The following is a 22,182-nucleotide window of genomic DNA, read 5'->3' as shown; positions in this document are numbered from 1 at the left end:
AAGTCTCCTGGGCAGCCTGCCGTTACAGGGTCTGCAGAAAATCAACGATCGCGCTGATCTCCTGTTCGGTCAAAATCCGGTTCCGGCCGAACGGCGGCATCATGGTCTGCGGATTGCGCTTGGTCTCGTCGAAGATGATCGCGGTGAGCTCGTTGCGATCAGGGTATTTGGCCTTGAGGTCCTTCAGTTCCGGCCCGATTGTTCCCGGCAGGTCGCCGCCTTTGATGACGTGGCAGGTCAGGCAATTGCCCTTGCCGCGATCGAAGGCGAGCTTCTGGCCATCGGCGACAGCGGATTGTGCCCGCGCCGGAGCCACAGCCGCGCCGGCGGAGAGCACCAGCGCCACCAGGACGGCAAGCTTGCAAGGAAAGGCGGTCAAGGCATCGTCCCAGGCGTTATGTCGATGATCTCGTTTGCGGAAATATAAGCGTTCCAAAGCACAAAGGGCATCGCCTGACAATCAAGACTATGCACGCGGCAAAATGGAGTTAATATCCTGCGCATTGCAACCGATGAGATCGTTTGTTCATCCTAACAGGTTGGCACTAGTAAATTATTCTAGGGCGTTTGGCCCTTACGGGCCGTCTTTTCTGTTTCGCATTCATTGGGGACTGACTTGGCTGAATATGTCGTCGAATTTGGCAGGGATGGCGGACGGGTCGAGCCGGATGGACGGCTCGATGCACCGGCGTTCCATCGCAACCATGTGCCGATCTGGGCGGCGCTGGAAAAGCACCTCACCGGGCTGACCGGCAACGTGGTCGAGCTCGGCAGCGGAACCGGCCAGCACGTGGTCTATTTCGCCCGCCACACGCCCGGCCTGATCTGGTGGCCGAGCGACCTCAACCAGCGCCACCTCAAGAGCATCGAGGCCTGGCGTGTCCATACGGGCCTCGCGAACATCCGCAGCCCCCTGCGGATCGATCTCACCGATCCCGACTGGTGCGAGGAGATGAAAAGCGGACAGGCGCCGACGAGCCTTGCGGCGGTGTTCTGCGCCAATGTCATTCACATCGCGCCCTGGGCCGTGGCCGAGGGCCTGTTCGCCGGCGCCGGCCGCTACTTACGCCCCGACGGCAAGCTGTTCCTCTATGGCCCGTTCAAGCGCGACGGCAAGCACACCGCGCTCAGCAATGCGGTGTTCGACACCTCCTTGCGTGAAGGCAATCCCGAATGGGGCGTGCGCGACATCAGCGATGTCGAGCTCCTCGCGCGCGGCGCGGGCCTTCGCCTCGTCGATACGATCGACATGCCCGCGAACAATCTGACGCTGGTGTTCGAGCGGTAAGCGACTCGGAAGGTGTGCTCCCTCCCCCGCCTGCGGGGGAGGGTTGGGGAGAGGGTGTCTCCGCAACGGGACATCCCCCAGAGGAGAAAACCCTCACCCGCCACGCTCTTCGAGCGCGTCGACCTCTCCCGCAAGCGGGAGAGGTAAGAGCCGGCCTTGGTCTGCACCGACCAAACGAGTCCCATCACCCTTCATCCCTCCACCCGATCTTCTCCTTCAAGAACCGGAAGCCGAGCACCTCGAAGCCGGCGCGTTCCCTGTTGTCCTTGCCGTAGCCGTGGCCGCCGGCTTCCGGCTCGTAGAACCAGGCCTCATAGCCCATGGCCTGCAGCTTGGCCGTCATCTTGCGGGCGTGGCCGGGATGAACGCGGTCATCGCGCCGCGTGGTGGCGATCAGGATCGGCGGATAGGTCTGGCCGGCTTTCACGTTGTGGTAGGCCGAGTAGGTTTTCAGCCACTCCCATTCCTCGGGCTTGTCGGGATCGCCGTATTCCGCGATCCAGCTCGCGCCCGCGAGCAGTTTCGTGTAGCGGCGCATGTCGATCAGCGGGATGGTGCAGAACAGCGCGCCGAAGTGCTCGGGGTAGCGCACCAGCATGTTGGTGATGAGGATGCCGCCGTTCGAGCCGCCCTGTGCCGCAATGCGCTTCGGCTGCGTCACGCCGCGGCGGACGAGATCGGCCGCAACCGCGGCGAAATCGTCGTGCGAGAGTTTCTTGCCGGCGAGGCGGCCGGCGTCGTGCCAGCGCGTGCCGAACTCGCCGCCGCCGCGCAAGTTCGCCTGCACAATGGTGCCGCCGCGCTCCAGCCACAGCTTGCCGAGCGAGGAATTGTAGTACGGCTTCACCGAATGGGCGAAGCCGCCATAGGCGCTCATATAGACCGGCGTGTCGCCGGTCTCGCCTGCCGGCCCGGTCTGGACATAGGGAATGCGCTCGCCGTCAACAGAGACCGCCTCGTGCTGCGTCACCACGAGCCCGTCGGCGGTGAACGTCTTCGGCGCCTGCTTCAGGACGATCGGGCTGGCGACGCCGCGCTCTATCAACAGCAGTGACGGCGGGGTGAGTGGATCCTGCACATTGGCGAGCAGATCGCCGTTGCTCTCGCTGGGATGACGATCGAGCGGCCAGACGTCGACGACGCCGATTTGCGGCAGGCCGGCAAGCGTCTCGCGGCTCCAGCCCGCGGCGGACGGCGCACAGATCTCGAAGCGCGGGCGCAGCTCGTCGAGGATCGACAGCACGAGCTTGCCCGCGGCCCAGAACAGGCCTTGCAACGCGCGCCGCGGCGCCGGCTCGAACAGCACCGCAAAATCGCGACTGCCGTTCAGGAACGCCGACAGTGAGATGCCGAGCACGGTGTCGGTGGCGTAGGTCCGCCCGCCGGCCGTCCAGTCCTTGCGCAGCTTCATCGCGAACCAGTCGCCATGGGCCTGCAGCCAGATGCCGGTCGGCAGATCGAGCTTGGTCATGCGACCGGCGGCATCGCGCAGCCAGACCGCGTGATTGAAGAAGTCGATCTGCTCGACGATCCAGACCCGCGGCTCAGGTCCGGTGTCGTCGGCGCCGCCATAGACCATCATGTGATCGGCGGTGGTCTCGGCGATCATCTCGGCCTGATCGACCGGCTGGCCGCGCCGCCACAGGCGAACTGTCCGCGAGTATCCGGAGTCCGTCACCATACCCTCGCCATGGGCGCTCGACAGCAACAGCGTATCGGCATCGAGCCAGTCGGCGCCGCCCTTGGCTTCCGGCAGTGTAAAGCCGTCCGCCACGAAGCCCTTCGCAACGAGGTCGAATTCGCGCAAGGTCACGGCGTCGCTGCCACCGCGCGACAGGCTCAAAATGGCGCGCGAGCTTCCCGGCGTCGTGGCGATCCCGCTCAGCAGCCAATCCTCGCCTTCGCGCGCTGCGAGCTGGTCGATATCCAGCATGGTCTCCCACGCAGGAGTAGCTTTGCGAAATTCCGTCAGCGTGGTCCGCCGCCACAGGCCGCGCGGGTTGGCAGCGTCCTTCCAGAGATTGTGCAGGTCGCTGCCGCGTCGGCTGACATAGGGAATGTTGTCGGGACGATCGTAGATCGCTGCGAGGATGTCGCGGTCATGCCCGAAGGCTTTGCCGCCGAACGCCGCGAGCGTCAGCTGGTTCTGCCGCTCGACGAAATCGAGCGCTTGCGTGCCCTCGATCTCCTCCAGCCAGAGCCAGGGATCGTCGTCGGGAGCGCTGAGCGTGGGCCTGTCGTCGACGGTCATGAACGAAACTCCGAAAAATAGCGGCGGATAGGATTTGATCGAGCGCAAGCCGTCAAGTGCGCGGCCTGCTATGATCGCACCGATTGCGTCAGAGGCATGGCCAGCGCCCGTTTGCGCCGGTTGTCCGGCCACTCGCGTCCCTCCATAGTGCCGGGAATCAACCAGCCCTTGAGCCCGTTCGGGCAGAAAAAGCCGATGCTTGACGTGACTTCTGCCCATGCAATCGCCGACGACGCCCGCGTGCGCGCCAATGTGGTGCGCCTGGCTGCAGCCCAGGCGCTGACCGGTGCCAATTCGGCGGTGATCTTCGCTACCGGCGCGATCGTCGGCTCCACGCTCGCGCCCGACATGTCGTTCGCGACGGTGCCGATCTCGATGTATGTGGTCGGACTCGCCGCCGGAACGCTGCCGACCGGCGCGATCTCGCACCGCTTCGGCCGCCGCGCGGCCTTCGTCATCGGCACCGCTCTCGGCACGCTCACCGGCGTGCTCGGCTCGTTCGCGATCCTGCACGGCTCGTTCGCGCTGTTCTGCATCGCGACCTTCCTCGGCGGCCTCTACGGCTCCGTGGCGCAATCCTATCGCTTCGCGGCCGCCGACGGCGCCAGCGCGGCCTACCGGCCGAAAGCTGTGTCCTGGGTGATGGCGGGCGGCGTGTTCGCCGGTGTGCTCGGTCCGCAGCTCGTGCAATGGACCATGGACGTCTGGCAGCCTTATCTGTTCGCCTTCAGCTTCCTGGTGCAGGCCGCCGTGGCGCTGATCGCGATGGGCATCGTCGCCGGCGTCGATATGCCCAAGCCCGCACCGGCCGATCTGCATGGTGGCCGGCCGCTGCGCGCCATCGTGAGCCAGCCGCGCTTCATCGCCGCGGCGCTGTGCGGCATCATCTCCTATCCCATGATGAACCTCGTCATGACCTCGGCGCCGCTCGCCATGAAGATGTGCGGCCTGTCCGTCTCCGATTCCAATTTCGGCATTCAATGGCACATCGTCGCGATGTACGGGCCGAGCTTCTTCACGGGCACGCTGATCGCCCGCTTCGGCGCACCGAAAGTCGTGGCCGCCGGCCTGCTGCTGGAGGCCGGCGCTGCCGGCATCGGCCTCTCCGGTCTCACCGCGATGCATTTCTGGGCCACGCTGATCGTGCTCGGCGTCGGCTGGAATTTCTCCTTCGTCGGCGCCTCCGCCCTGGTGCTGGAGACGCACCGCCCGCAGGAGCGCAACAAGGTGCAGGCCTTCAACGATTTCCTGGTGTTCGGCATGATGGCGATCGGCTCGTTCTCCTCCGGGCAATTGCTCGCCAGTTACGGCTGGTCGGCGGTGAACCTGGTGGTGTTCCCGCCGGTGGTGCTGGGCCTTGCCGTGCTCTCGCTGGTCTCCTGGGCCCGCCGCCGCAAGGCGCGGCTGGAGGCGGCGATGGGCGAGTTCCCGGATGCGATCTGACTGGCAGGAGGCTGTCAGCAACCTTGATACTTCGATCCAGGTCGAAGTGATTTTAAGGTAAGGGCCATTTAGATGTCGTCATGGCCGGGCTTGTCCCGGCCATCCACGTCTTGGGTGCTCGGATCGAACAACGTGGATGCCCGGGCATGACGGAGTAAGCGGCGATGCTCGACAATCCTCAGACCCCAGCGCTCGACGAATCCTCCCTTCGCTACGAAGGCTGGCGCATCGTCGCGGTCTGCTTCCTGCTCGCGACCTTCGGCTGGGGGCTCGGCTTCTACGGCCAGAGCGTCTATGTCGCCGAGCTGCAGCGCGCGCGGGGCTGGCCGACCACGCTGATCTCGTCGGGCACCACGTTCTTCTATCTGTTCGGCGCGCTGCTCGTCGTGTTCGTCGGCGAAGCCGTGAGGAGATACGGCCCGCGCCTCTGCCTGATCGCCGGCACGCTGGCGATGGCGGCAGCTAGCGTTGCGATTGGCGCGGTGCGCGAGCCCTGGCAGCTTTATCTCGCCAACGCCGTGCTCGCCTTCGGCTGGGCCGGCACCAGTCTCGCCATGATCACCAACACGATCAGCCTGTGGTTCGATCACAAGCGCGGCATGGCGATCAGCTTGGCGCTCAATGGTGCCAGCTTCGGCGGCATCGTCGGGGTGCCGCTGCTGGTGACCCTGATCGGCCATGTCGGCTTCGCCAGCGCGATGTACGTTGCCGCCGGCGCCATGCTGGTGCTGCTGCTGCCGGTGATGCTTGTTCTCGTCGGCCGGCCGCCCGATCACCATGGCTGGCACGCGGCGGCGAAGGCGAAGCCGCAATCATCGACGCAGATTCGCGCATGGGCGCTGCGCGACGTCGGCTTCCTCACGGTGACGATTGCGTTTGCGCTGGTGCTGTTCGCGCAGGTCGGCTTCATCGTGCATCTGATTTCGTTCCTCGATCCCGTGATCGGCCGCGAGCGCGCGGCGGTCGCCGTCGCGGTGCTGACTGCGATGGCGGTGGTCGGCCGCGTGCTGTTCTCGCTGGTGATCGATCGTCTCAACCAGCGGCTGGCCTCCGCGCTGTCGTTCCTCAGCCAGGCCGCGGCGCTTCTGGTCGTCATCAACCTGCACAACGATTACGTGCTGATCGCGGCTTGCGCGGTGTTCGGCTTCTCCGTCGGCAACCTCATCACGCTGCCGTCGCTGATCGTGCAGCGGGAGTTCGATTCGGCCTCGTTCGGCGTGCTGATCAGCCTCAACACCGCGATCAACCAGGTGACGTATGCTTTCGGCCCCGGTGTCGTCGGGGCCTTGCGCGATTGGTCCGGCGGATACGCGCTGCCGTTCCATCTCTGCATCGCGCTGGAAGTGGCGGCCGCCGCACTGATCATGGTGCGCGGGACGCCGCGGACGAAGCTCCCGTAGGGTGGGCAAAGGCGCAAAGCGCCGTGCCCACGATTCTTCGATGAGTCAGCAGGGTTTCGTGTGCACGCTTCGCTTTGCCCACCCTACGGCACTATCTGTGTATTGCGCTGGAGGTGGCGGCCGCGGCGCTGATCATGGTGCGCGGGACGCCGCGGACGAAGCTCGCGTAGGGTGGGCAAAGGCGCAAAGCGCCGTGCCCACGATTTTCGATGAGTCAGCAGGGTTTCGCGGGCACGCTTCGCTTTGCCCACCCTACGAGACTATCCTTGCCGATCGCTCAGCAACCCCTCCACATCCAGCCGTTTGGTAAACATCGCGAGCTTGCCATCCGGCCCGAACGGCCATTGCTCCCTTGGCTTGTCCCAGTACAGCTCGACGCCATTCTCGTCCGGATCGCGCAGATACAGCGCCTCGCTGACGCCGTGGTCGCTGGCGCCATCCAGCGCAATGCCGGCCGAGCGCACGCGGTGCAGCGCATCAGCGAGCGCTGCGCGCGTCGGATAGAGGATCGCGGTGTGATAGAGCCCGGTCGTGCCCGGCGGCGGCGGCGAGCCGCCCTTGCTTTCCCAGGTGTTGAGCCCGATGTGGTGATGATAGCCGCCGGCCGAGATGAAGGCGGCGCCCGAGCCCATCCGCTGCATCAGCTCGAAGCCGAGCACGCCGCAATAGAAGCCGAGCGCGCGATCGAGATCGGCGACCTTGAGGTGAACGTGGCCGATCCTGGTGCCGGCGGCGACGGCTGGGCTTTGCGACATGGGAATGCTCCGTTGAAAGCATGCACATAGGGCGGGCTCCGGGGCTGTGCTACGGCCGTTCCCGAAACCCAGCGTTTCCTGATGCGCAATTGCGCATCAGGATCGGAAACTAAGCCAGTTCCGGCACCTCACCCTCGGGGAGCTCGAACTCGAACGTGTTCAGCGTCATCGACACCATCGTGTAATAGCCGCACAGCCCGATCACCTCGACCACGCCGCGTTCGCCGAGAAGCTTCACCGCCTCATCATACAGACCCTTCTCGACGCCGTGGCCCTCGTGCAGCGATTTCGCCACGTCGTAGATCATCTTGCCCTTGGGATCGTCGAACTCGGGCGTGCGGCGGTCGCGGATCGCTTCGATGATCTCAGGCTTCATGCCGCCCGCAAGCGCCAGGCGCTTGTGCGCGTACCATTCGTAATGCGCGGTCCAGTGCCGCGCCGTCACCAGGATCGCGATCTCCGAGAGCTTTGCGGGGAAGATCGTGTCGTAGCGCAGCACCTCGCCGAGCCGCGTGGCGTGACGGGCCATGTCGGGGCTGTTGAGCCAGGCCATCATCGGCGCCGGCGGCTTGCCGCGCTTGCCGGCAATCGACTCGTCGTAGGTCTGCCGCTGGCTCTCGTTCATTTCGCCAGGCGAAAGAAGTTTCAGGCGCATCGTCGTTTCCTCTTTGTTTTCAAGCACCGTCTTGGTCGCGACTATAGCGGAATGCGGGCTCGCGGAAGTGGTTGAATTCCGCGGGAGCTTGGCCCAGAGTCGCGCCCAACAAGTCGATTGATTGATGGAAACGACCAATGACTGACTCCAAAACCAGCGAATCCGAGACCGCCGATCTCGAATCATTCCGCAACGAGACGCGCGCCTGGCTGGAAGCCAATTGCCCGCCGGAGATGCGCAAGCCCGCAGCGTCGGATGCCGACGTGTTCTGGGGCGGACGTAACGCAAAGTTCTCGTCCGAGCCGCAGCGCATCTGGTTCGAGCGCATGCGCGACAAGGGCTGGACCGTGCCGGACTGGCCGAAGGAGTACGGCGGTGGTGGCCTCAGCGCTGCCGAGCACAAGGTGCTGCGCGCCGAGATGGCGCGGATCGGCGCGCGCCCGCCGCTGTCGAGCTTCGGCATCTGGATGCTCGGGCCGGCGCTGCTCAAATACGGCAACGAGGCCCAGAAGAAGGAGCACCTGCCCAAGATCGCCGCCGGCGAGATTCGCTGGTGCCAGGGTTATTCCGAGCCGAACGCTGGCTCCGATCTTGCTTCACTCCAGACCCGCGCCGAAAGCGATGGCGACGATTTCGTCATCACGGGATCGAAGATCTGGACCTCCTACGCCAACTACGCCGACTGGATCTTCTGCCTGGTGCGTACCGATCCCGCCGCCAAGAAGCATGACGGCATCAGCTTCATCCTGTTCGACATGACCTCGAAGGGCGTGACGACCAAGCCGATCCTCTTGATCTCCGGCTATTCGCCGTTCTGCGAGACTTTCTTCGACGGCGTCCGCGTGCCGAAATCGCATGTGGTCGGCACCGTCAACCGCGGCTGGGACGTCGCGAAATATCTGCTGCAGCACGAGCGCGCGATGATTTCCGGCATGGGCGAGCGCGGCGTCGGCCGTCCGCTCGGCCAGATCGCGGCCGATTCCGTCGGCACCGATGCGCAGGGGCGGCTCGATGATTCCATGCTGCGCGGCAAGATCGCCAGCTTCGACGTCGATGAAGCCGCGCTTGCGGCCTGCGCCGAGCGCGCGGTCGATCTCGCCAAGGCGGGACAGGCGCATCCGGCGTTCTCCTCCGCGATGAAATATTACGGCACCGAGCTCAACAAGCGCCGCTACGAGATCCTGATGTCGGCCGGCGGCGTCGATGCACTGGAATGGGAGAGCGAGCGCTCCAAGCAGGGCGCCCGCCCGCGCGCCTGGCTGCGCACCAAGGCCAACTCGATCGAGGGCGGCACCACCGAGGTGATGCTCGGCATCGTCGCCAAGCGCATCCTCGATTTGCCGGGGGCTTGACTTCACCGTCGTTCCGGGACGGTCCGCAGGACCGGACCCGGAACCTCGAGATTCCGGGTTCGATGCTTCGCATCGCCCTGGAATGACAGCAACAAACATGCATTCGATGCGACACTAGAGACTCAACACCATGGCCCTCGTCCTCACCGAAGAACAATCAATGCTCCGCGATAGCGCGCGCGGGCTGATCAGCGACAAGGCGCCGGTGTCGCACCTGCGCCATTTGCGCGACAGCAAAGACCCCACCGGCTTCTCCAAGGAGTTTTGGCATTCCTTCGCCGAAATGGGCTTCGCCGGCCTTTTGGTGCCGGAAGAGTTCGGCGGCAGCGGGCTCGGCTATGTCGAGGCCGGTGTCGTGATGGAGGAGATCGGCCGCACCTTGATGCCGTCGCCGTTTCTCGCCACCAGCGTGGTCGCGGCCTCGGCGCTGAACCGCGGCGGCAATGCTGCACAGAAATCAGAATATCTGCCGAAGATCGCGAGCGGCTCGCTGCTCGCGACGCTGGCGATCGACGAAGGCCCCAAGCATCGTCCGCTGCAGACCAGTCTGCAGGCCGTGCGCGCCGGCAACGGCTTCAAGCTCTCCGGCGCCAAGGCGCTGGTCGTCGATGGCCATGTTGCTGATTTGCTCATCGTGGCCGCGCGCACTGCCGGTTCCGCCGGCGAGCGCGAAGGCTTGACGCTGTTCCTAGTCAACCCCAAAGCCAAGGGCGTCGCAATCGAGCGCACCATCATGGTCGATTCGCACAATGCGGCGCGGATCGAGTTCGCGAATGTCGAGGTCAATGCCGACAGCGTGCTCGGCGAGGTCGACCAGGGCGCTGCGCTGCTCGAGGGCGTGCTCGACATCGGCCGCGGCGCGGTCGCGTCCGAAATGGTCGGCCTCAGCGAGGAGGTCTTCAATCGTACCGTCGAGTACCTCAAGAACAGAAAGCAGTTCGGCAAGCTGATCGGCGAATTCCAGGCGCTGCAGCATCGCGCCGCCGAGCTCTATGTCGACATCGAGATCACCCGCGCCGCCACCATGAAGGCGCTGCAGGCGCTGGACGGCGATGTCGCGAAGGCGGCCTCAGCCGTCGCCGTGGCAAAGGCGCGCGCCGGCACCACCGCCACCCGCGCAGTGCAGGAAGGCGTGCAGATGCATGGCGGCATGGGCATGACCGACCAGTTCGACATCGGCTTCTTCATGAAGCGCGCGCGGGTGTGCGAGGAATTGTTCGGCGACGCCAATTACCACACCGAGCAGCTGGCGCGGGCGCGGGGGTATTGAGGCGATAGACGTGAGACGCGAGCGCGCGCCTCACCCCTCGGTGTCGTCCCGGCGAACGCCGGGACCCATAACCCCAGGAAGTACTTTGACGAAGGCTCGGAGTTTAAAGAGTCTCTCCGCGGTACTGTTACCTGTGCTTATCGATAGATCAGCGCGGTACGGGTCCCGGCGTTCGCCGGGACGACAGCGGAGAGAGCTGCCTCTTCCTTACCTCATCGGCGGCGCGTACTGCACGCCACCCGCGTTCCACAGCTGGTTCATGCCGCGCGGGATCTTCAGCTTGGACTTCTCGCCGATGTTGCGCTCGTACATCTCGCCGTAATTGCCGACGTGGCGGATGATGCGGACGGCCCAGTCCTTGGTGAGGCCGAGCTGCTCGCCGTAATTGCCTTCGGTGCCGACGAGGCGCATCACTTCCGGCTTCTTCGACTTCAGGGCCTCGTCGATGTTCTCCGAGGTGACGCCGAGCTCTTCGGCGTTGATCATCGCATAGAGCGTCCACTTCACGATCATCATCCAGTCGTCGTCGCGCTGGCGCACCACGGGGGCGAGCGGCTCCTTGGAGATCATGTCCGGCAGGATCATGTGGTCGCCGGGCTTCGCCAGGTTGATCCGCAGCGCGTAAAGCTGGGAAACGTCGGCGGAGAGCGTGTCGCACTTGCCGGTGTCGTAGGCCTTCACGACCTCGTCGAGCTTGTCGAACTTCACCTCGTCATACTTCATGTTGTTGGCACGGAAGTAATCGGTGACGTTGAGTGCCGTCGTGGTGCCGGCCTGGACGCAGACCTTGCTGCCGGTCAGGTCCAGCGAGGTCTCCTTGTTGCGCGAACGCGGCAGCATGAAGCCCGCACCGTCGTAATAGGCGACCGCGGGGAAATAGAGGTCGTAGTCGAGCTCGCGCGCCATGCTCCAGGTCGAGTTGCGCGAGAGGATGTCCACCTTCCGGCTCTGCAATTCCTTGAAGCGCTCGCCGGCATCGAGCGGGATGAACTTCGCCTTGCCGGGGTCGTTGAAGATCGCCGCGGCCACGGCGCGGCAGAAATCCACGTCGAAGCCGGTCCAGTTCTTGTTGTCCTCGGAGTACGAGAAGCCCGGCAGGCCCTTGTTGACGCCGCACAGCACCTCGCCGCGGCGCACGGTGCGCTTCAGCGTACGGGTGTCGTAGAATTCATAGATGATGGCCAGAACGGCGACCAGCACGGCGACCGCGAGCCCGATCAGCAGGCCGCCTCGAAAAGTGCGCATCATGTTGCTCTCTCGAAAAATCGGGAAAAGGAATCAGGAGGGAAGGCGACGAGCATGGTCCGGAGGACCATGCCCGGATCAAAAACCTCAGAGCTCGGGCTTCTGCCGGATCACCACTTTGGTGCCGACGGGGACGCGCTCATAGAGATCGGCGACGTCGTTGTTGACGAGACGGAAGCAGCCCGAGGACACCTTGGTGCCGATCGTGTCGGGGCGGTTGGTGCCGTGGATGCGGTAGACGGTGGTGCCGAGATACATGGCGCGGGCCCCGAGCGGATTGCCGGGGCCGCCGGCCATGAAGCGCGGCAGATAGGGCTGGCGCTGGATCATCTCCGGCGGCGGCGTCCAGTCCGGCCATTCCTTCTTGTTGGTGATGGTCACGAGGCCTTGCCACTGGAAGCCGTCGCGGCCGACGCCGATGCCGTAGCGGATCGCACGCCCGCCCGGCTGCACCAGATAGAGGTGCCGTTCGGCGGTCGAGACGATGATGGTGCCCGGTGCCTCGGTGGTGCGGAAGTAGACGACCTGCTTCTGCCATTCCGGCTCGAGCTGGTAGCCGTCGTCGGCGACCAGGCCCGGCTCGTCGCCGCGGTCGGGCTGCTGCGCGATGGCCTGCGGTGCGGACAGGATCAGGCCGATCGCGGCCACGAACATCCCGGTCAGGCGACGAAAATCCGTCATTTCAAGCTCTCCCCACTGCCACGGCGCAAATCATTCGGAACCATCAAACCTGAGGGGCATGTTCATGGCAAGTTGATGGCGCGCCACCCTGATATGTCACGAGAATGCTTTGGCTTTTTGACGCCCGCCCGGCAATGCCACAAACAGGGGATGGCGCGAAAAGCCTAGGATGTTGCGGCTGGGCGGGGTGCGCTCCCTCCCCCGCTTGCGGGGGAGCGTTGGGGAGAGGGTGTCTCCTCTAGGGAGACTCCCCAGAGGAGAGAGCCCCCACCCGGCGCTACGCGCCGACCTCCCCCGCAAGCGGGAGAGGTTGCAGCGAGCCCGCAGCTAGATCACCTGAGCCAACAGGCATCGATGTCAGATCTTGTTGCTCTCCGCCGCGATCCCGAGCCGCCTTACAATCTCCGTCCCCACCGCGCGCGCCTCTACCCGCGAGCCGATGCGGGGGCTGCGAAACCGTCGCCCCGAGTGCAACCGGATCGTGACGATGCAGTGCTCGTCCTCGGACCGGCCGCGGCGCTCGACGGTGATCGTCTTCACGTCGTGCCCTTCGATATGATCGGCGCGCGGCGTGCCGTCGCCCCACAGGCGTTCGACGCGGATGTCGTGCTCGCGAATGATCCAGAACGCGCCGGTGACGAGGTTGGCATAGCGATGCACGGCGAACGCCGCGATCACGCCAAGCGGAAGCAGCAGGATATCGACATGGGTGGGCGGCCACCCGCGCCACAGCTTGTAGGCATAGGGCAGGGCGGACAATGCGACGGCGATCAGGGACACGATGCGGATGTCCCGCGCGGAAAATGCCTCGAGCGGCTCGCCGAGCTGCATCTCGGGATTGCTGGCATCGAGCGGGTTGACGGGCTCCTCGACATTGGGAACCTCGAACTGCGTCGCGATCCGGGCCACGGTATCGCGAACATGGGTGACGTCGGAGATCGGCGGCGACGTCAGGCGCTCTCCCGAGGCCAGCGTGAAGACGAGTTGAAAGCGGGCCTTCACCCGCTTGCTGCCGGGAACCTGCAACGCCGTGATGTCGTCTTTCGCGACGATCCGCGTGCGCAGCTTGCCGAACGGACTTTGCCGCCCGATCAGGATCTCGTTCGCCGTGATGATCCACACCACCGCCGGCGCCATCATGATGCCGACGACGAATCCCGCTCCCACCAGCAGCGCGACCACCGAGATGATGATCTCCAGCGTGTCGCGCGTGAACAGGCCGGGCGTGAAGCACAGCGCAACGGCCGCCGCAAAAGCGGACATCACCAGCCGCTGCGCGATCGAGGAGCCTTCACGAAGGCGGATGTCGGGAGCGGTCGTTGTATCGTCCATCGCGGGCGGCTGATTCCGTCGCGTTGGAAACTCCACGGACGGGTCCGTGGAGTCAAGCAACAAGGGCGAGACTCGCGCCGGTCATGTGACTCAGCGGCACACCCCTTCAGGAGCGATCCCCAGCCGTCGGGCAATCTCGTCGCTCACCGCCTGCGTCTCTTCCTTCGTTCCGATGCTCTGGCTGAGGAACTTCTGCCCACTCAAAAGGTCGATCCTGACGACGTAGAGCTCCCCCTCGGCCCTGCTGTCGGGCGCCAGCCCAATCGTAGCAACGTCGCTGCCTGTGATCGAATCAACAATTGGCTTGCCGTCACGTGTCAGCCGTTCGACGCGCAGTTCGCCGTGGTGAACAATCCAGAATGCGCCGGCGGACGTGTGCGCATATCGAAAAGAGAGGAGGGTAATGACGGCGACGGCCACCCCGAATATGATTTCGGCAGTCGTGAGAGGCGCGCCGTTCCAGAATCTGTACGCATAGCGAATGGCGCAGAGGCCCGCGATGATCAGGGCGACGATTCGCCGCTCCGTGCCGGCGGCCTTTCGGACAGGTTCGCCGATCCGCATCTCCAAATTGGTGGCGTCAAGCGGGTTCACCGGAGGGTCGATATCGACAAAGCTTAGCTGTTCGGCGATCCGCGCTGTGGTCTCACGGACGTGCGTGACCTCCGGAAGCTGCGGCGAGATCAGGCGCTCACCTGACGTCAGCTGCAAAGCGAGGCGGAAGCACGTTGGGTCGGCCTTGTCGCGATTGATCCGAATTCCAGATATCTCCTCTCTCCGGATGAATCGGGTGTTAGGCTGGCCGAATGGTCGCGTCTTTTCGACGACGATCATGTCTAGGGCGATGGTCCAAAGCTCATCGGCGCCGAAGGTTGCTTCGTAGAGCATTGCAACGCCGATCACCAGGCCGACCAACGCTGCAACGATTTCTGCGTATCCGTTCCAGGTCGCGAGGTTGCAAACAGAAATAAACAATACGAAGGTCGCCAAGCCAGCCCCAACAAGGCGACCTTCGGAAGATGTATTCTTGCGGAGACGAACTTCGCTTCCGGTCGTTACGTCGGTCATTGCGTGCGTCAAACTCCCCCGTCGCGGCGGAAGCTCCGCGAACGGCCCGGGGGAGTCAAGCAAGAAGAGTGTCTGGTCCCTGCCGCAACCTCAGGATTGGCCGTCGTGCTCAGCTGCTGGCGTTGAGCAGCTTCGCCACGGTGCGGTCGATCTCGTCGTAGCGGCCTTCGCCGGCGTGCTGGAACACGATCTTGCCGTGCTGGTCGATGATGTATTGCGCCGGCCAATACTGGTTGCTGTAGGCGTTCCAGGTCTTCGAATCGTTATCCTGCGCCACCGGATAGGTGATGCCGTGGCGCTTGAGCGCGGCCTGCACGTTGGAGGCCGAGCGCTCGAACGGGAATTCCGGCGTGTGCACGCCGACCACGACCAGGCCCTTGTCCCTGTATTTGGCGTAGAGTTCGGTGACGTGCGGCAGCGTGTTGACGCAGTTGACGCAGCCATAGGTCCAGAAATCGACCAGCACGACCTTGCCGCGGAGTTCGGCCATGCTCAGTGGTTTCGAGTTGAACCAATTGTTGATGCCGGTGAAGTCGGGCGCGGTCTGCTGGCCTGCGGCGGTGACGATTGGCGCGGCGCGCGCGGCCTCCTCGCAGATGCCGGGAATGACGGCGCCGGTAACGGTGAAGCCGATCAGGGCGGCCGAGACGGCGAGCAGCTTGAAAGTCATGGAAGCGTCCTCCGGTGAAGATGAGGAATGATCACAGGCCGATCTGGCCGGTGGGATAGAAGCCGGTGAGCCACGCCACGATCAGCGTGTCGTATTGGAAATAGGCGGCGACCGCGAAGCCGATCACGACGATGCCAAAGCCCTGCTGCAGCCGCGGCGAGATCCGCGCCAGGCTGCGCACCCGCGTGGTCGCGGCCTGCCCGCCATAGGCGATCCCAAGCATCGGGATCGCGGCGCCGATCGCATAGGCGATCAGCAGTGTGCCGGCCCAGGCAAGATTCTTCGAGGTCGCAACCAGCGTCAGGATCGAGCCGAGCACCGGGCCGGCGCATGGCGTCCAGACCAGGCCCAGCGTGGTGCCGAGGATGAGCCCGCCGAGCGCGCCCTCGCGCTGGGTAGCGCCGGTGTTGCCGAGATCGAGCCAGCCATTGAGCCGGCTCGACAGCCATTCGAACGGCGCCGGCCACAGCATCAGCAGGCCGAAGCCGAGCAGCAGGATCGCGGCGGCTTCGCGCAGCACGTTCGGATCGAAATCGAACAGACGGGTGATCGCACCCAGCAGCAGCGCGGTCGCCGAGAAGGAGATGACGAAGCCGAGCGCGATCATCGCAGGGCGCAGATGTCCCGCGCGCCCGATCGAGGCGCCAAGCAGGATCGGCAGCATCGGCAGCGTGCAGGGCGCGGCGATGGTGAGGATGCCGGCAAGGACGGCGAAGACAAGTTCGAGCATGGGGCACTCGTGAAGGAGGTCACGAGGATGGTTCGGGCGGCATGGAGCGGTCGTTACGGAGCGTCACGGCTTCGTGACGGGAGCTGCCAATCGCACGGCCGGTGCGCTCCCTCTCCCGCTTGCGGGGGAGGGCTGGGGTGGGGGTCTCTCCGCGACGGGACATCCCCCCAGAGGAAAGAACCCTCACCCGCCGCGCGCGGGACGATGCTTCGCATCGCCCGGGGCGCGTCGGCCTCTCCCGCAGGCGGGAGAGGCGGGAGCCCGCGGCTGCCACTTCAAGCCCAAACACAAAACGACCCGGAGGGGGGCATCCCGTCCGGGTCGCTGGAAGTCTTGGGAGGTTTAAGCAAAACCGTATGTGAGCTTTATAGGAGGGAAGTTTTTCCGCCTGATGTTGTGCTTTGTTTCAATTGTTTCGTCGGCAGTAACACTTCCGTGTCCCGGGAGAGGGCCAGATCGGCGGCCCTATCCCTTTGAATTCATTTAACTTAGGCAGCGAAGCGCTCGACGCCGCAGCCCTTAAGCAATTCGGCCAGCTGCTTGCGGGCGTAGAACATCCGCGTCTTCACGGTGCTCTGGGGGATGCCGATGATCTGCCCGACCTCCTCCACCGACTTCTCGTGGTAGTAGACGAGGGTGATGATCTCGCGATGCGCGGGCGACAGCTTCTGCACGCAGGCGCGCAGGATGGCGCTGGTGTCGCTGCGGTCGAGCGAGGTCTCCGGCGTGTCGGAATCGTCGGGGATCTGGCGCACGTCCTCCTGGTCGATGTCCTCGAAGCGGCGCTGGCGCATCGCGGTCAGCGCCTTGAAGCGGGCGATCGAGAGCAGCCAGGTCGAAACCTGCGAGCGGCCCTGGAATTGGCCGGCGGTCCGCCACACGTCCAGGAACACCTGGCTGACGAGGTCTTCGGCCGCGGTAGCGTCGCGCACGATGCGCAGGATGAAGCGGTACACCCGCACGCTGTGCCGGCAATAAAGGATGTGCATCGACTTCCGGTTGCCGTCGGCAATGCTTTCGAGAAGCATGTCGTCCGAAGTCGCCTGAGCGGCGATGATGCTCTGGCTGGCCTGGGCGTTGATGGCGATGACGTTCCGCATTGACTTGGCTCCCCGTAGCGCCGCGACCGAGCGGCGTTTCCTTGGACCAAAGTGTTAATGAGCCAACGTTTCGGGACGTCTGCACGAAAAGCGGAAAATGGTTTCGTGCGCCGCCAAATTGTTTCGTCGGAGAAGGGATGACGAAACATTCGGGACGAAAAAGCGTGGAATTTCAATGTACGGAAAATACGGGGTTGGGTTTTGAGCCGGACGGAGGCGCCACGGAACGAATCTCGGTGACTTGCGTTCGGTCGCGCCCACCGCTGGGACGGTGATCTCGTAGGGTGGGCAAAGGCGCGCTCTTGCGCGCCGTGCCCACGATCTTTCCGATATGGCGACAGACGCGTGGGCACGCTTCGCTTTGCCCACCCTACGGCACCTGGCGTGCCGCGCGACTTACGCTTTCTCGCCGGCCGGCGAGAACAGATAGCCGCCGCCGCGGATGGTGCGGATCACGGCGGGTTTTGCCGGATCGGGCTCGATCTTGCGGCGGATGCGCATGATGCGCAGGTCGACGGCGCGGTCGAAGGCTTCGGCGTCGCGCGCGTTAGCCAATTCCAGCAGGCGCTCGCGCGATAGCACGCGCTTCGGATTGGCCGCGAACACTTTCAGCAATCCGAACTCGGAGGCGGTCAGCGGATGCTCGTTGCCCTCGTCGTCGCGCAAGGCCTGGGCTTCGAGGTCGAGCCACTTTGTCCCGAACCGTACCAGCTGCTCCTTGTCGGATTTCGCCGCCGCCGCATCAGGCGCGGCGGCCTTGGCCGGCCCGCTCCGCCGCAGCACCGAGCGGATGCGCGCCATCAGCTCGCGCAGCTCGCAGGGCTTGGCTACGTAATCGTCGGCGCCGAGCTCGAGCCCCACCACGCGGTCGATCGGGCTCGCGGTTGCCGTCAGCATGATGACGGGCACGTTGATGCGGCTCTTGAGATCGCGGATGATCGAGAGGCCGTCTTCCTCGGGCATGTTGAGGTCGAGCACGACGAGATCAGGCATGCTGCCCTGGATCGCGGCGCGCAAACTCTTGCCGCCGTCGCACAGCGTCACGGTGAAGCCGTGCATCTTGAGATAATCGCCGACCATCTCCCGGGCCGGGGCTTCATCGTCGACGATCATGATGTGCTGGCTTTGGGTCATGGTCTTGAGATCACGGCATTTCGGTCGCGGGGAGGGTGATGGTGAAGGTCGAGCCTTTGCCGGGCCCTTCGCTGTCGGCGGTCACCTCGCCGCCATGCATGTCGACAATACGCTTGACGATGGAGAGCCCAAGCCCCGTCGAGCTCTCGCCTGCGGTCGGCTTGGCCGACAGCCGCTGGAACCGGCCGAACAGGCGGCCGAGATCTTCCGGCGACAGGCCGGCGCCCTCGTCGCTGACGCGGACGACGGTGTCGCTGCCCTCGTGGCTGACGACCACGTCGATCTTGCCGCCGATTGGTGAGTATTTGATGGCGTTGCTGATGAGATTGTCGATGGCTTCGCGGATGCGGTCGGTGTCGCACATGGTGACGATGTTGGCCGGCGCGGCGACGCTGATCGCCTGCTGCTTGTTGACGGCGAGCGGCTGGTTGGCCTCGGCGACCTCCTTGACCAGGGCGGCGACGTCGACCGGCTCGCGGCGGATGGTGATGTCGAAGGCGTCAGCCATCGCATCCGAGATCAGATGGTCGACCATCGTGGTCAGGCGCTTGGTGGCGTCGCGGATGTGGTCGACCTGGGCGACCACGCCGTTTTCCGAGGCGCCGGTCGAGATCAGCTCCTTCAGCATCTCGGTGCGGCCGAGGATGACGCCGAGCGGATTCTTCAGATCGTGCGCGACCGTGCCCAAAATCTCGTTCTTGAAGCCGTTGGCGCGCTGCAGCCGCAGCCATTGCGCCGAGAGGCGGCGATTGGCCTGCATCAGCGCGCGGGTGCGCTGGGCGACGCGGTCCTCCAGCTGGGTGTTGGCGGCCTGGAGCTGCTGGTAGAGGATGACGTTGTCGAAGGCGATCGAGAGCCTTGAGGAGAAGATCTCGACCAGCGAGCGATCGGTCTCGGACAATTCGCGCTCGGCCTGCAGCAGCACCACCACCTCGCGGCCGGATCCGGTGCGCAAATAGATCACGCTGCGGTGGTCGGCGAATTCGTTCTTGCGGCGCTGGAACGCGGCCTCCACCATCTCGCGCAGCTCGGGGTCGAGCGCCTTCGACGTCGTGGTGCCGATGAAGCGGCTGTAGCAGCCGCTGCCGGCGAGCACCGAGAGCTCGGGGTCGATGCCGCCATTGTCGCGCAAGACCAGTATACCGGCGCAATCGACGTTGAGCAGCGAGGCGAGCTGGGTCAGCACGCCCTCGGCGAGCCGCTGCATCGACTTGAAGTCGTACAGCGTCGAGGCCGCGTCGATGATGATCTCGAGCCCGCGCCTTGTCTGCACCATGCGCTCGAGCTGCTGATAGGAGCGCAGCGCCGCGGTCAGCGAGGTGAACAGCTTGTCGGCGGTGAGCTCGGTCTTGGCCTTGTAGTCGTTGATGTCGTACTGCACGATCACGCGCCGCTCGGGCGCCTGGCCGGGCTGTCCCGTGCGCAGGATGATGCGCACCGTCTCGTTCCGGATCTCGTTGCGGATGAACTCGACCAGCTCGAGGCCGGCGACGTCGGTCTCCATGATGACGTCGAGCAGCACGGCGGCGATGTCGCTGTGCTCGGCCATCAGCTTGCGGCCTTCCGCCGCGGAATAGGCCGACAGGATCTCCAGGCTCTGGCCGTTGAGGCTGTAGTCGGACAGCGCAAAACGGGTGCCGTCATGCACGGCCGGATCGTCGTCGATGACGGCGATCTTCCATTTCCGGGCGTTGGCATCCTCCGACGCGGTACCGGTATCGTCGATCAGGTGGAGGACATCGTCCTGTTCGGCCATTGAGAAGTCCCGTCACTTTCTGTGCTTTGCGCGCCGCCCTTGGCGACCCGGGGCATGATAATGCGAAAAGTGGTGCCTTGTCCCAGCTTGGATTCCAGCATCATGCGCCCGCCGAGCTGCTGGGTGACGAGGTTATAGACGATATGAAGCCCGAGTCCCGTGCCGCCTTCATTGCGCCGGGTGGTAAAGAAAGGGTCAAAGGCCTGGCGCTGCACGTCGGGGGTCATGCCGGCCCCGTCGTCGGTGAAGATAAGCTCGACGTCCTCGGTCCCGCGCGGCCGCGCCTGGATGATGATCGTGCCGGCACGCCCGTCGGCGAAGGCGTGGTTGGCGGCGTTGAGGAAGAGGTTGGTCAGGATCTGGCCATAGGAGCCGGGATAGCCGTCGAGCAGCAGCCCCTCCGGCACGTCGACCTGCAGCGTGATCGGCGAGCGCTTCAGCACCGGGCGCAGGCTGGCGATGATCTGGTCGGTGGCCTCGCTGAGCGAGAACTGCCGCCGCTCGGCATGGGAGCGGTCGACCGCGACCTGCTTGAACGACTGGATCAGCTCGCCGGCGCGCTGCAGATTGGCGACCAGCTGCTGCGAGGCGTCGCGCGAGGACTGCACGAACTCCTCCAGCTGCGAGCGGCGCAGGCCGCCGTCGCCCTTGAGCTGGGCCTCGAAGATCTCGGTGCGCCGGGCAAAGCTCGAGGCAACGGTGAGGCTGATGCCGATCGGGTTGTTGACCTCATGCGCGACGCCGGCGACGAGGCCGCCGAGCGCTGCCAGCCGCTCGGCATCGATCAAATTCTGCTGCGCGGTATTGAGCTCGAGCAGCGCGCTCTCGGCCTTCTCCTTCGACGCACGCAGCTCGTCCTCGGTCTCGCGCTTGGCGATCGCGTTCTCGCGGAACACCTCCACCGCGCGCGCCATGGCCCCGACCTCGTCGCGGGCCTTGGTGCCCTGCACCTCGCGGTCGAGGTCGCCGAGCGTGATCGCGCGCATCGCCGCCATGATCTGCTGCAGCGGCAGCCGGATCGACAGCGCGATCATCACGCCGGCGGTGAGGATGATGCCGAGGAAGATCACCGCGATGGAAAGGACGCGGCGGGAAATATCCGCCAGCGTGCGGTCAAATGTCTCCTGCGCCTTCTGCTCGCGCTTGCGCATCTTGGTCGAGAGGTCGTCGATGGCGCCGATCGCCTCGGCCTGGCTGGCGTCGATGCTGTTGCGGAGCAGCTCGGTGCGGCTGGCAAGCTGCTCGGAGAGCTTTGCAAAGCCCTCGCGCAGTGCGGCGGTGCGGGCCCCGAGCCGCCGCAAGGCCATCTTCTGCAGATCGTTGTCGGCGAGATCGATCATCACGGGGATGGTCTTCTCGATCGTCTCGGTGTTGCGGCGCGCGTCGTCGGCCGCGCCCGCTGACAGCGACAGATAATAGGAATTGGCCGCCACCAGCATCGCGGTGAAGGCCTCGCGGGATTTTCCGAGCGAGGGCCAGATCAGCGCGTCGCGATGGCCGGTGGCGCCTTCGATGATGGAATAGAGGCCGGCCATGTCCCTGGCCGGGCCCTGCACCTGATCCTCATAGGTCTTGGCGATGGTGGCCTGCACGCTGCGCAGCTCGCCGAAACCGTTGAGGAAGCGGTCGGTGGTGCGCTCCAGCTCCTCGACCGAGCCCGACAGCATCGGGTCCTTGGCGGCGCGGTTGGTCAGCGTGCCCAGCACCGCCTCGCGCAGCAGCAGGATCTCGGCGAACAGGTCGGGGCTCGGCTGGTTGATGTAGCGGTGGATCAGATTGTGCAGGCGCCCGGTCTCGCTTTCGAGCAGCGCCAGGATCCGGTCGGACTCGCGCACCTGGCGGACGTCGCCCCAGGCCGAGCCCAGCACCTGCGCGCCGTTCCAGATCATCCCCACCAGCACCACCACCACGGCGGAGTTCAGCGCCGCGATCGACAGGATGCGCCAGCGGATCGGCACCGCGCGCAGCACGCCGACCAGGCGTGCGCGCAGCCGTCCGATCGGGCCGGACGGCCGGTCTGGGTGCTCGGTATGTCCAAGTGCAGCCAACGCG

Annotated in this window: 19 protein-coding genes; 5 read left to right on the top strand and 14 right to left on the bottom strand. The window is 65.0% G+C overall.

Annotated features, from left to right (window positions below; genetic code table 11):
- Window positions 1–22 precede the first annotated feature (22 nt).
- Window positions 23–349 carry a sulfur oxidation c-type cytochrome SoxX gene (gene soxX, locus GGD62_RS10170; protein WP_409333941.1) on the bottom strand — a complete coding sequence of 109 codons (327 nt, stop codon included), beginning with the start codon at window positions 347–349 and terminating at the stop codon, window positions 23–25.
- Window positions 350–616: 267 nt separating this feature from the next.
- On the opposite strand from soxX, the gene GGD62_RS10165 reads away from it, so the two are divergent.
- Window positions 617–1,288, top strand: coding sequence for a DUF938 domain-containing protein (locus GGD62_RS10165; protein WP_183708304.1), 672 nt, complete (start codon window positions 617–619; stop codon window positions 1,286–1,288).
- A gap of 184 nt (window positions 1,289–1,472) precedes the next feature.
- Here the strand turns inward: GGD62_RS10165 and GGD62_RS10160 are convergent, their stop codons facing one another.
- Complete coding sequence (locus tag GGD62_RS10160; protein WP_183708301.1) at window positions 1,473–3,539, bottom strand: prolyl oligopeptidase family protein; 2,067 nt, start codon at window positions 3,537–3,539, stop codon at window positions 1,473–1,475.
- A gap of 195 nt (window positions 3,540–3,734) precedes the next feature.
- Here GGD62_RS10160 and GGD62_RS10155 point away from each other — a divergent pair, with 195 nt between their 5' ends.
- Together GGD62_RS10155 and GGD62_RS10150 are read left to right on the top strand one after the other, a co-directional pair.
- Entirely contained in the window at window positions 3,735–4,982 is a 1,248-nt protein-coding gene (locus tag GGD62_RS10155) for an MFS transporter (protein ID WP_183708299.1), read from the top strand.
- Window positions 4,983–5,146: 164 nt separating this feature from the next.
- Complete coding sequence (locus tag GGD62_RS10150) at window positions 5,147–6,382, top strand: MFS transporter (protein WP_183708297.1); 1,236 nt, start codon at window positions 5,147–5,149, stop codon at window positions 6,380–6,382.
- A gap of 260 nt (window positions 6,383–6,642) precedes the next feature.
- Here GGD62_RS10150 and GGD62_RS10145 read toward each other — a convergent pair whose 3' ends face one another.
- Both GGD62_RS10145 and GGD62_RS10140 read right to left on the bottom strand, forming a co-directional pair.
- Window positions 6,643–7,137 carry a VOC family protein gene (locus tag GGD62_RS10145; RefSeq protein WP_183708295.1) on the bottom strand — a complete coding sequence of 165 codons (495 nt, stop codon included), beginning with the start codon at window positions 7,135–7,137 and terminating at the stop codon, window positions 6,643–6,645.
- A gap of 109 nt (window positions 7,138–7,246) precedes the next feature.
- Entirely contained in the window at window positions 7,247–7,792 is a 546-nt protein-coding gene (locus GGD62_RS10140) for a carboxymuconolactone decarboxylase family protein (RefSeq protein WP_183708293.1), read from the bottom strand.
- Between the two features lie 137 nt (window positions 7,793–7,929).
- Here GGD62_RS10140 and GGD62_RS10135 point away from each other — a divergent pair, with 137 nt between their 5' ends.
- A complete protein-coding gene (locus tag GGD62_RS10135) occupies window positions 7,930–9,144 on the top strand; it encodes an acyl-CoA dehydrogenase family protein (RefSeq protein WP_183708291.1) in 1,215 nt (404 codons plus the stop codon).
- A 130-nt stretch (window positions 9,145–9,274) separates the two neighbouring features.
- Window positions 9,275–10,414 carry an acyl-CoA dehydrogenase family protein gene (locus GGD62_RS10130; protein WP_183708289.1) on the top strand — a complete coding sequence of 380 codons (1,140 nt, stop codon included), beginning with the start codon at window positions 9,275–9,277 and terminating at the stop codon, window positions 10,412–10,414.
- A gap of 207 nt (window positions 10,415–10,621) precedes the next feature.
- On the opposite strand, the gene GGD62_RS10125 is transcribed toward GGD62_RS10130, so the two are convergent.
- The 10 genes from GGD62_RS10125 to GGD62_RS10080 form a co-directional block, all read right to left on the bottom strand.
- On the bottom strand, window positions 10,622–11,659 hold the full coding sequence (locus GGD62_RS10125; protein ID WP_092251959.1) for an amino acid ABC transporter substrate-binding protein: 1,038 nt from the start codon (window positions 11,657–11,659) through the stop codon (window positions 10,622–10,624).
- A gap of 87 nt (window positions 11,660–11,746) precedes the next feature.
- Entirely contained in the window at window positions 11,747–12,340 is a 594-nt protein-coding gene (locus GGD62_RS10120; protein WP_018316837.1) for a L,D-transpeptidase, read from the bottom strand.
- A 357-nt stretch (window positions 12,341–12,697) separates the two neighbouring features.
- Window positions 12,698–13,672, bottom strand: coding sequence for a hypothetical protein (locus GGD62_RS10115; protein ID WP_183708288.1), 975 nt, complete (start codon window positions 13,670–13,672; stop codon window positions 12,698–12,700).
- Window positions 13,673–13,762: 90 nt separating this feature from the next.
- On the bottom strand, window positions 13,763–14,740 hold the full coding sequence (locus GGD62_RS10110) for a hypothetical protein (RefSeq protein ID WP_183708286.1): 978 nt from the start codon (window positions 14,738–14,740) through the stop codon (window positions 13,763–13,765).
- A 109-nt stretch (window positions 14,741–14,849) separates the two neighbouring features.
- A complete protein-coding gene (locus GGD62_RS10105; RefSeq protein WP_183708284.1) occupies window positions 14,850–15,410 on the bottom strand; it encodes a thioredoxin family protein in 561 nt (186 codons plus the stop codon).
- Window positions 15,411–15,441: 31 nt separating this feature from the next.
- Complete coding sequence (locus GGD62_RS10100) at window positions 15,442–16,140, bottom strand: cytochrome c biogenesis CcdA family protein (protein WP_183708282.1); 699 nt, start codon at window positions 16,138–16,140, stop codon at window positions 15,442–15,444.
- A gap of 488 nt (window positions 16,141–16,628) precedes the next feature.
- Window positions 16,629–17,240: a sigma-70 family RNA polymerase sigma factor gene (locus GGD62_RS10095; RefSeq protein ID WP_183708280.1), complete on the bottom strand. Its 612-nt coding sequence runs from the start codon at window positions 17,238–17,240 to the stop codon at window positions 16,629–16,631.
- Between the two features lie 396 nt (window positions 17,241–17,636).
- Window positions 17,637–18,374, bottom strand: a complete 738-nt coding sequence (locus tag GGD62_RS10090) for a response regulator (protein WP_018316843.1) — start codon at window positions 18,372–18,374, stop codon at window positions 17,637–17,639.
- A 10-nt stretch (window positions 18,375–18,384) separates the two neighbouring features.
- Window positions 18,385–20,130: a DUF3369 domain-containing protein gene (locus GGD62_RS10085; protein WP_038970747.1), complete on the bottom strand. Its 1,746-nt coding sequence runs from the start codon at window positions 20,128–20,130 to the stop codon at window positions 18,385–18,387.
- Window positions 20,100–22,178 (bottom strand): ATP-binding protein, encoded by a 2,079-nt coding sequence (locus tag GGD62_RS10080; protein WP_210311080.1) that lies wholly within the window; start codon window positions 22,176–22,178, stop codon window positions 20,100–20,102. The genes GGD62_RS10085 and GGD62_RS10080 overlap by 31 nt, the downstream gene beginning before the upstream one ends.
- Window positions 22,179–22,182: the final 4 nt, after the last annotated feature.

The organism is Bradyrhizobium sp. ERR14, assembly GCF_014198235.1.
In the GTDB taxonomy this organism is placed as follows: domain Bacteria; phylum Pseudomonadota; class Alphaproteobacteria; order Rhizobiales; family Xanthobacteraceae; genus Bradyrhizobium.
Note: the sequence above shows the minus strand (reverse complement) of the source record. Positions and strands in the feature narration are given on the sequence as shown.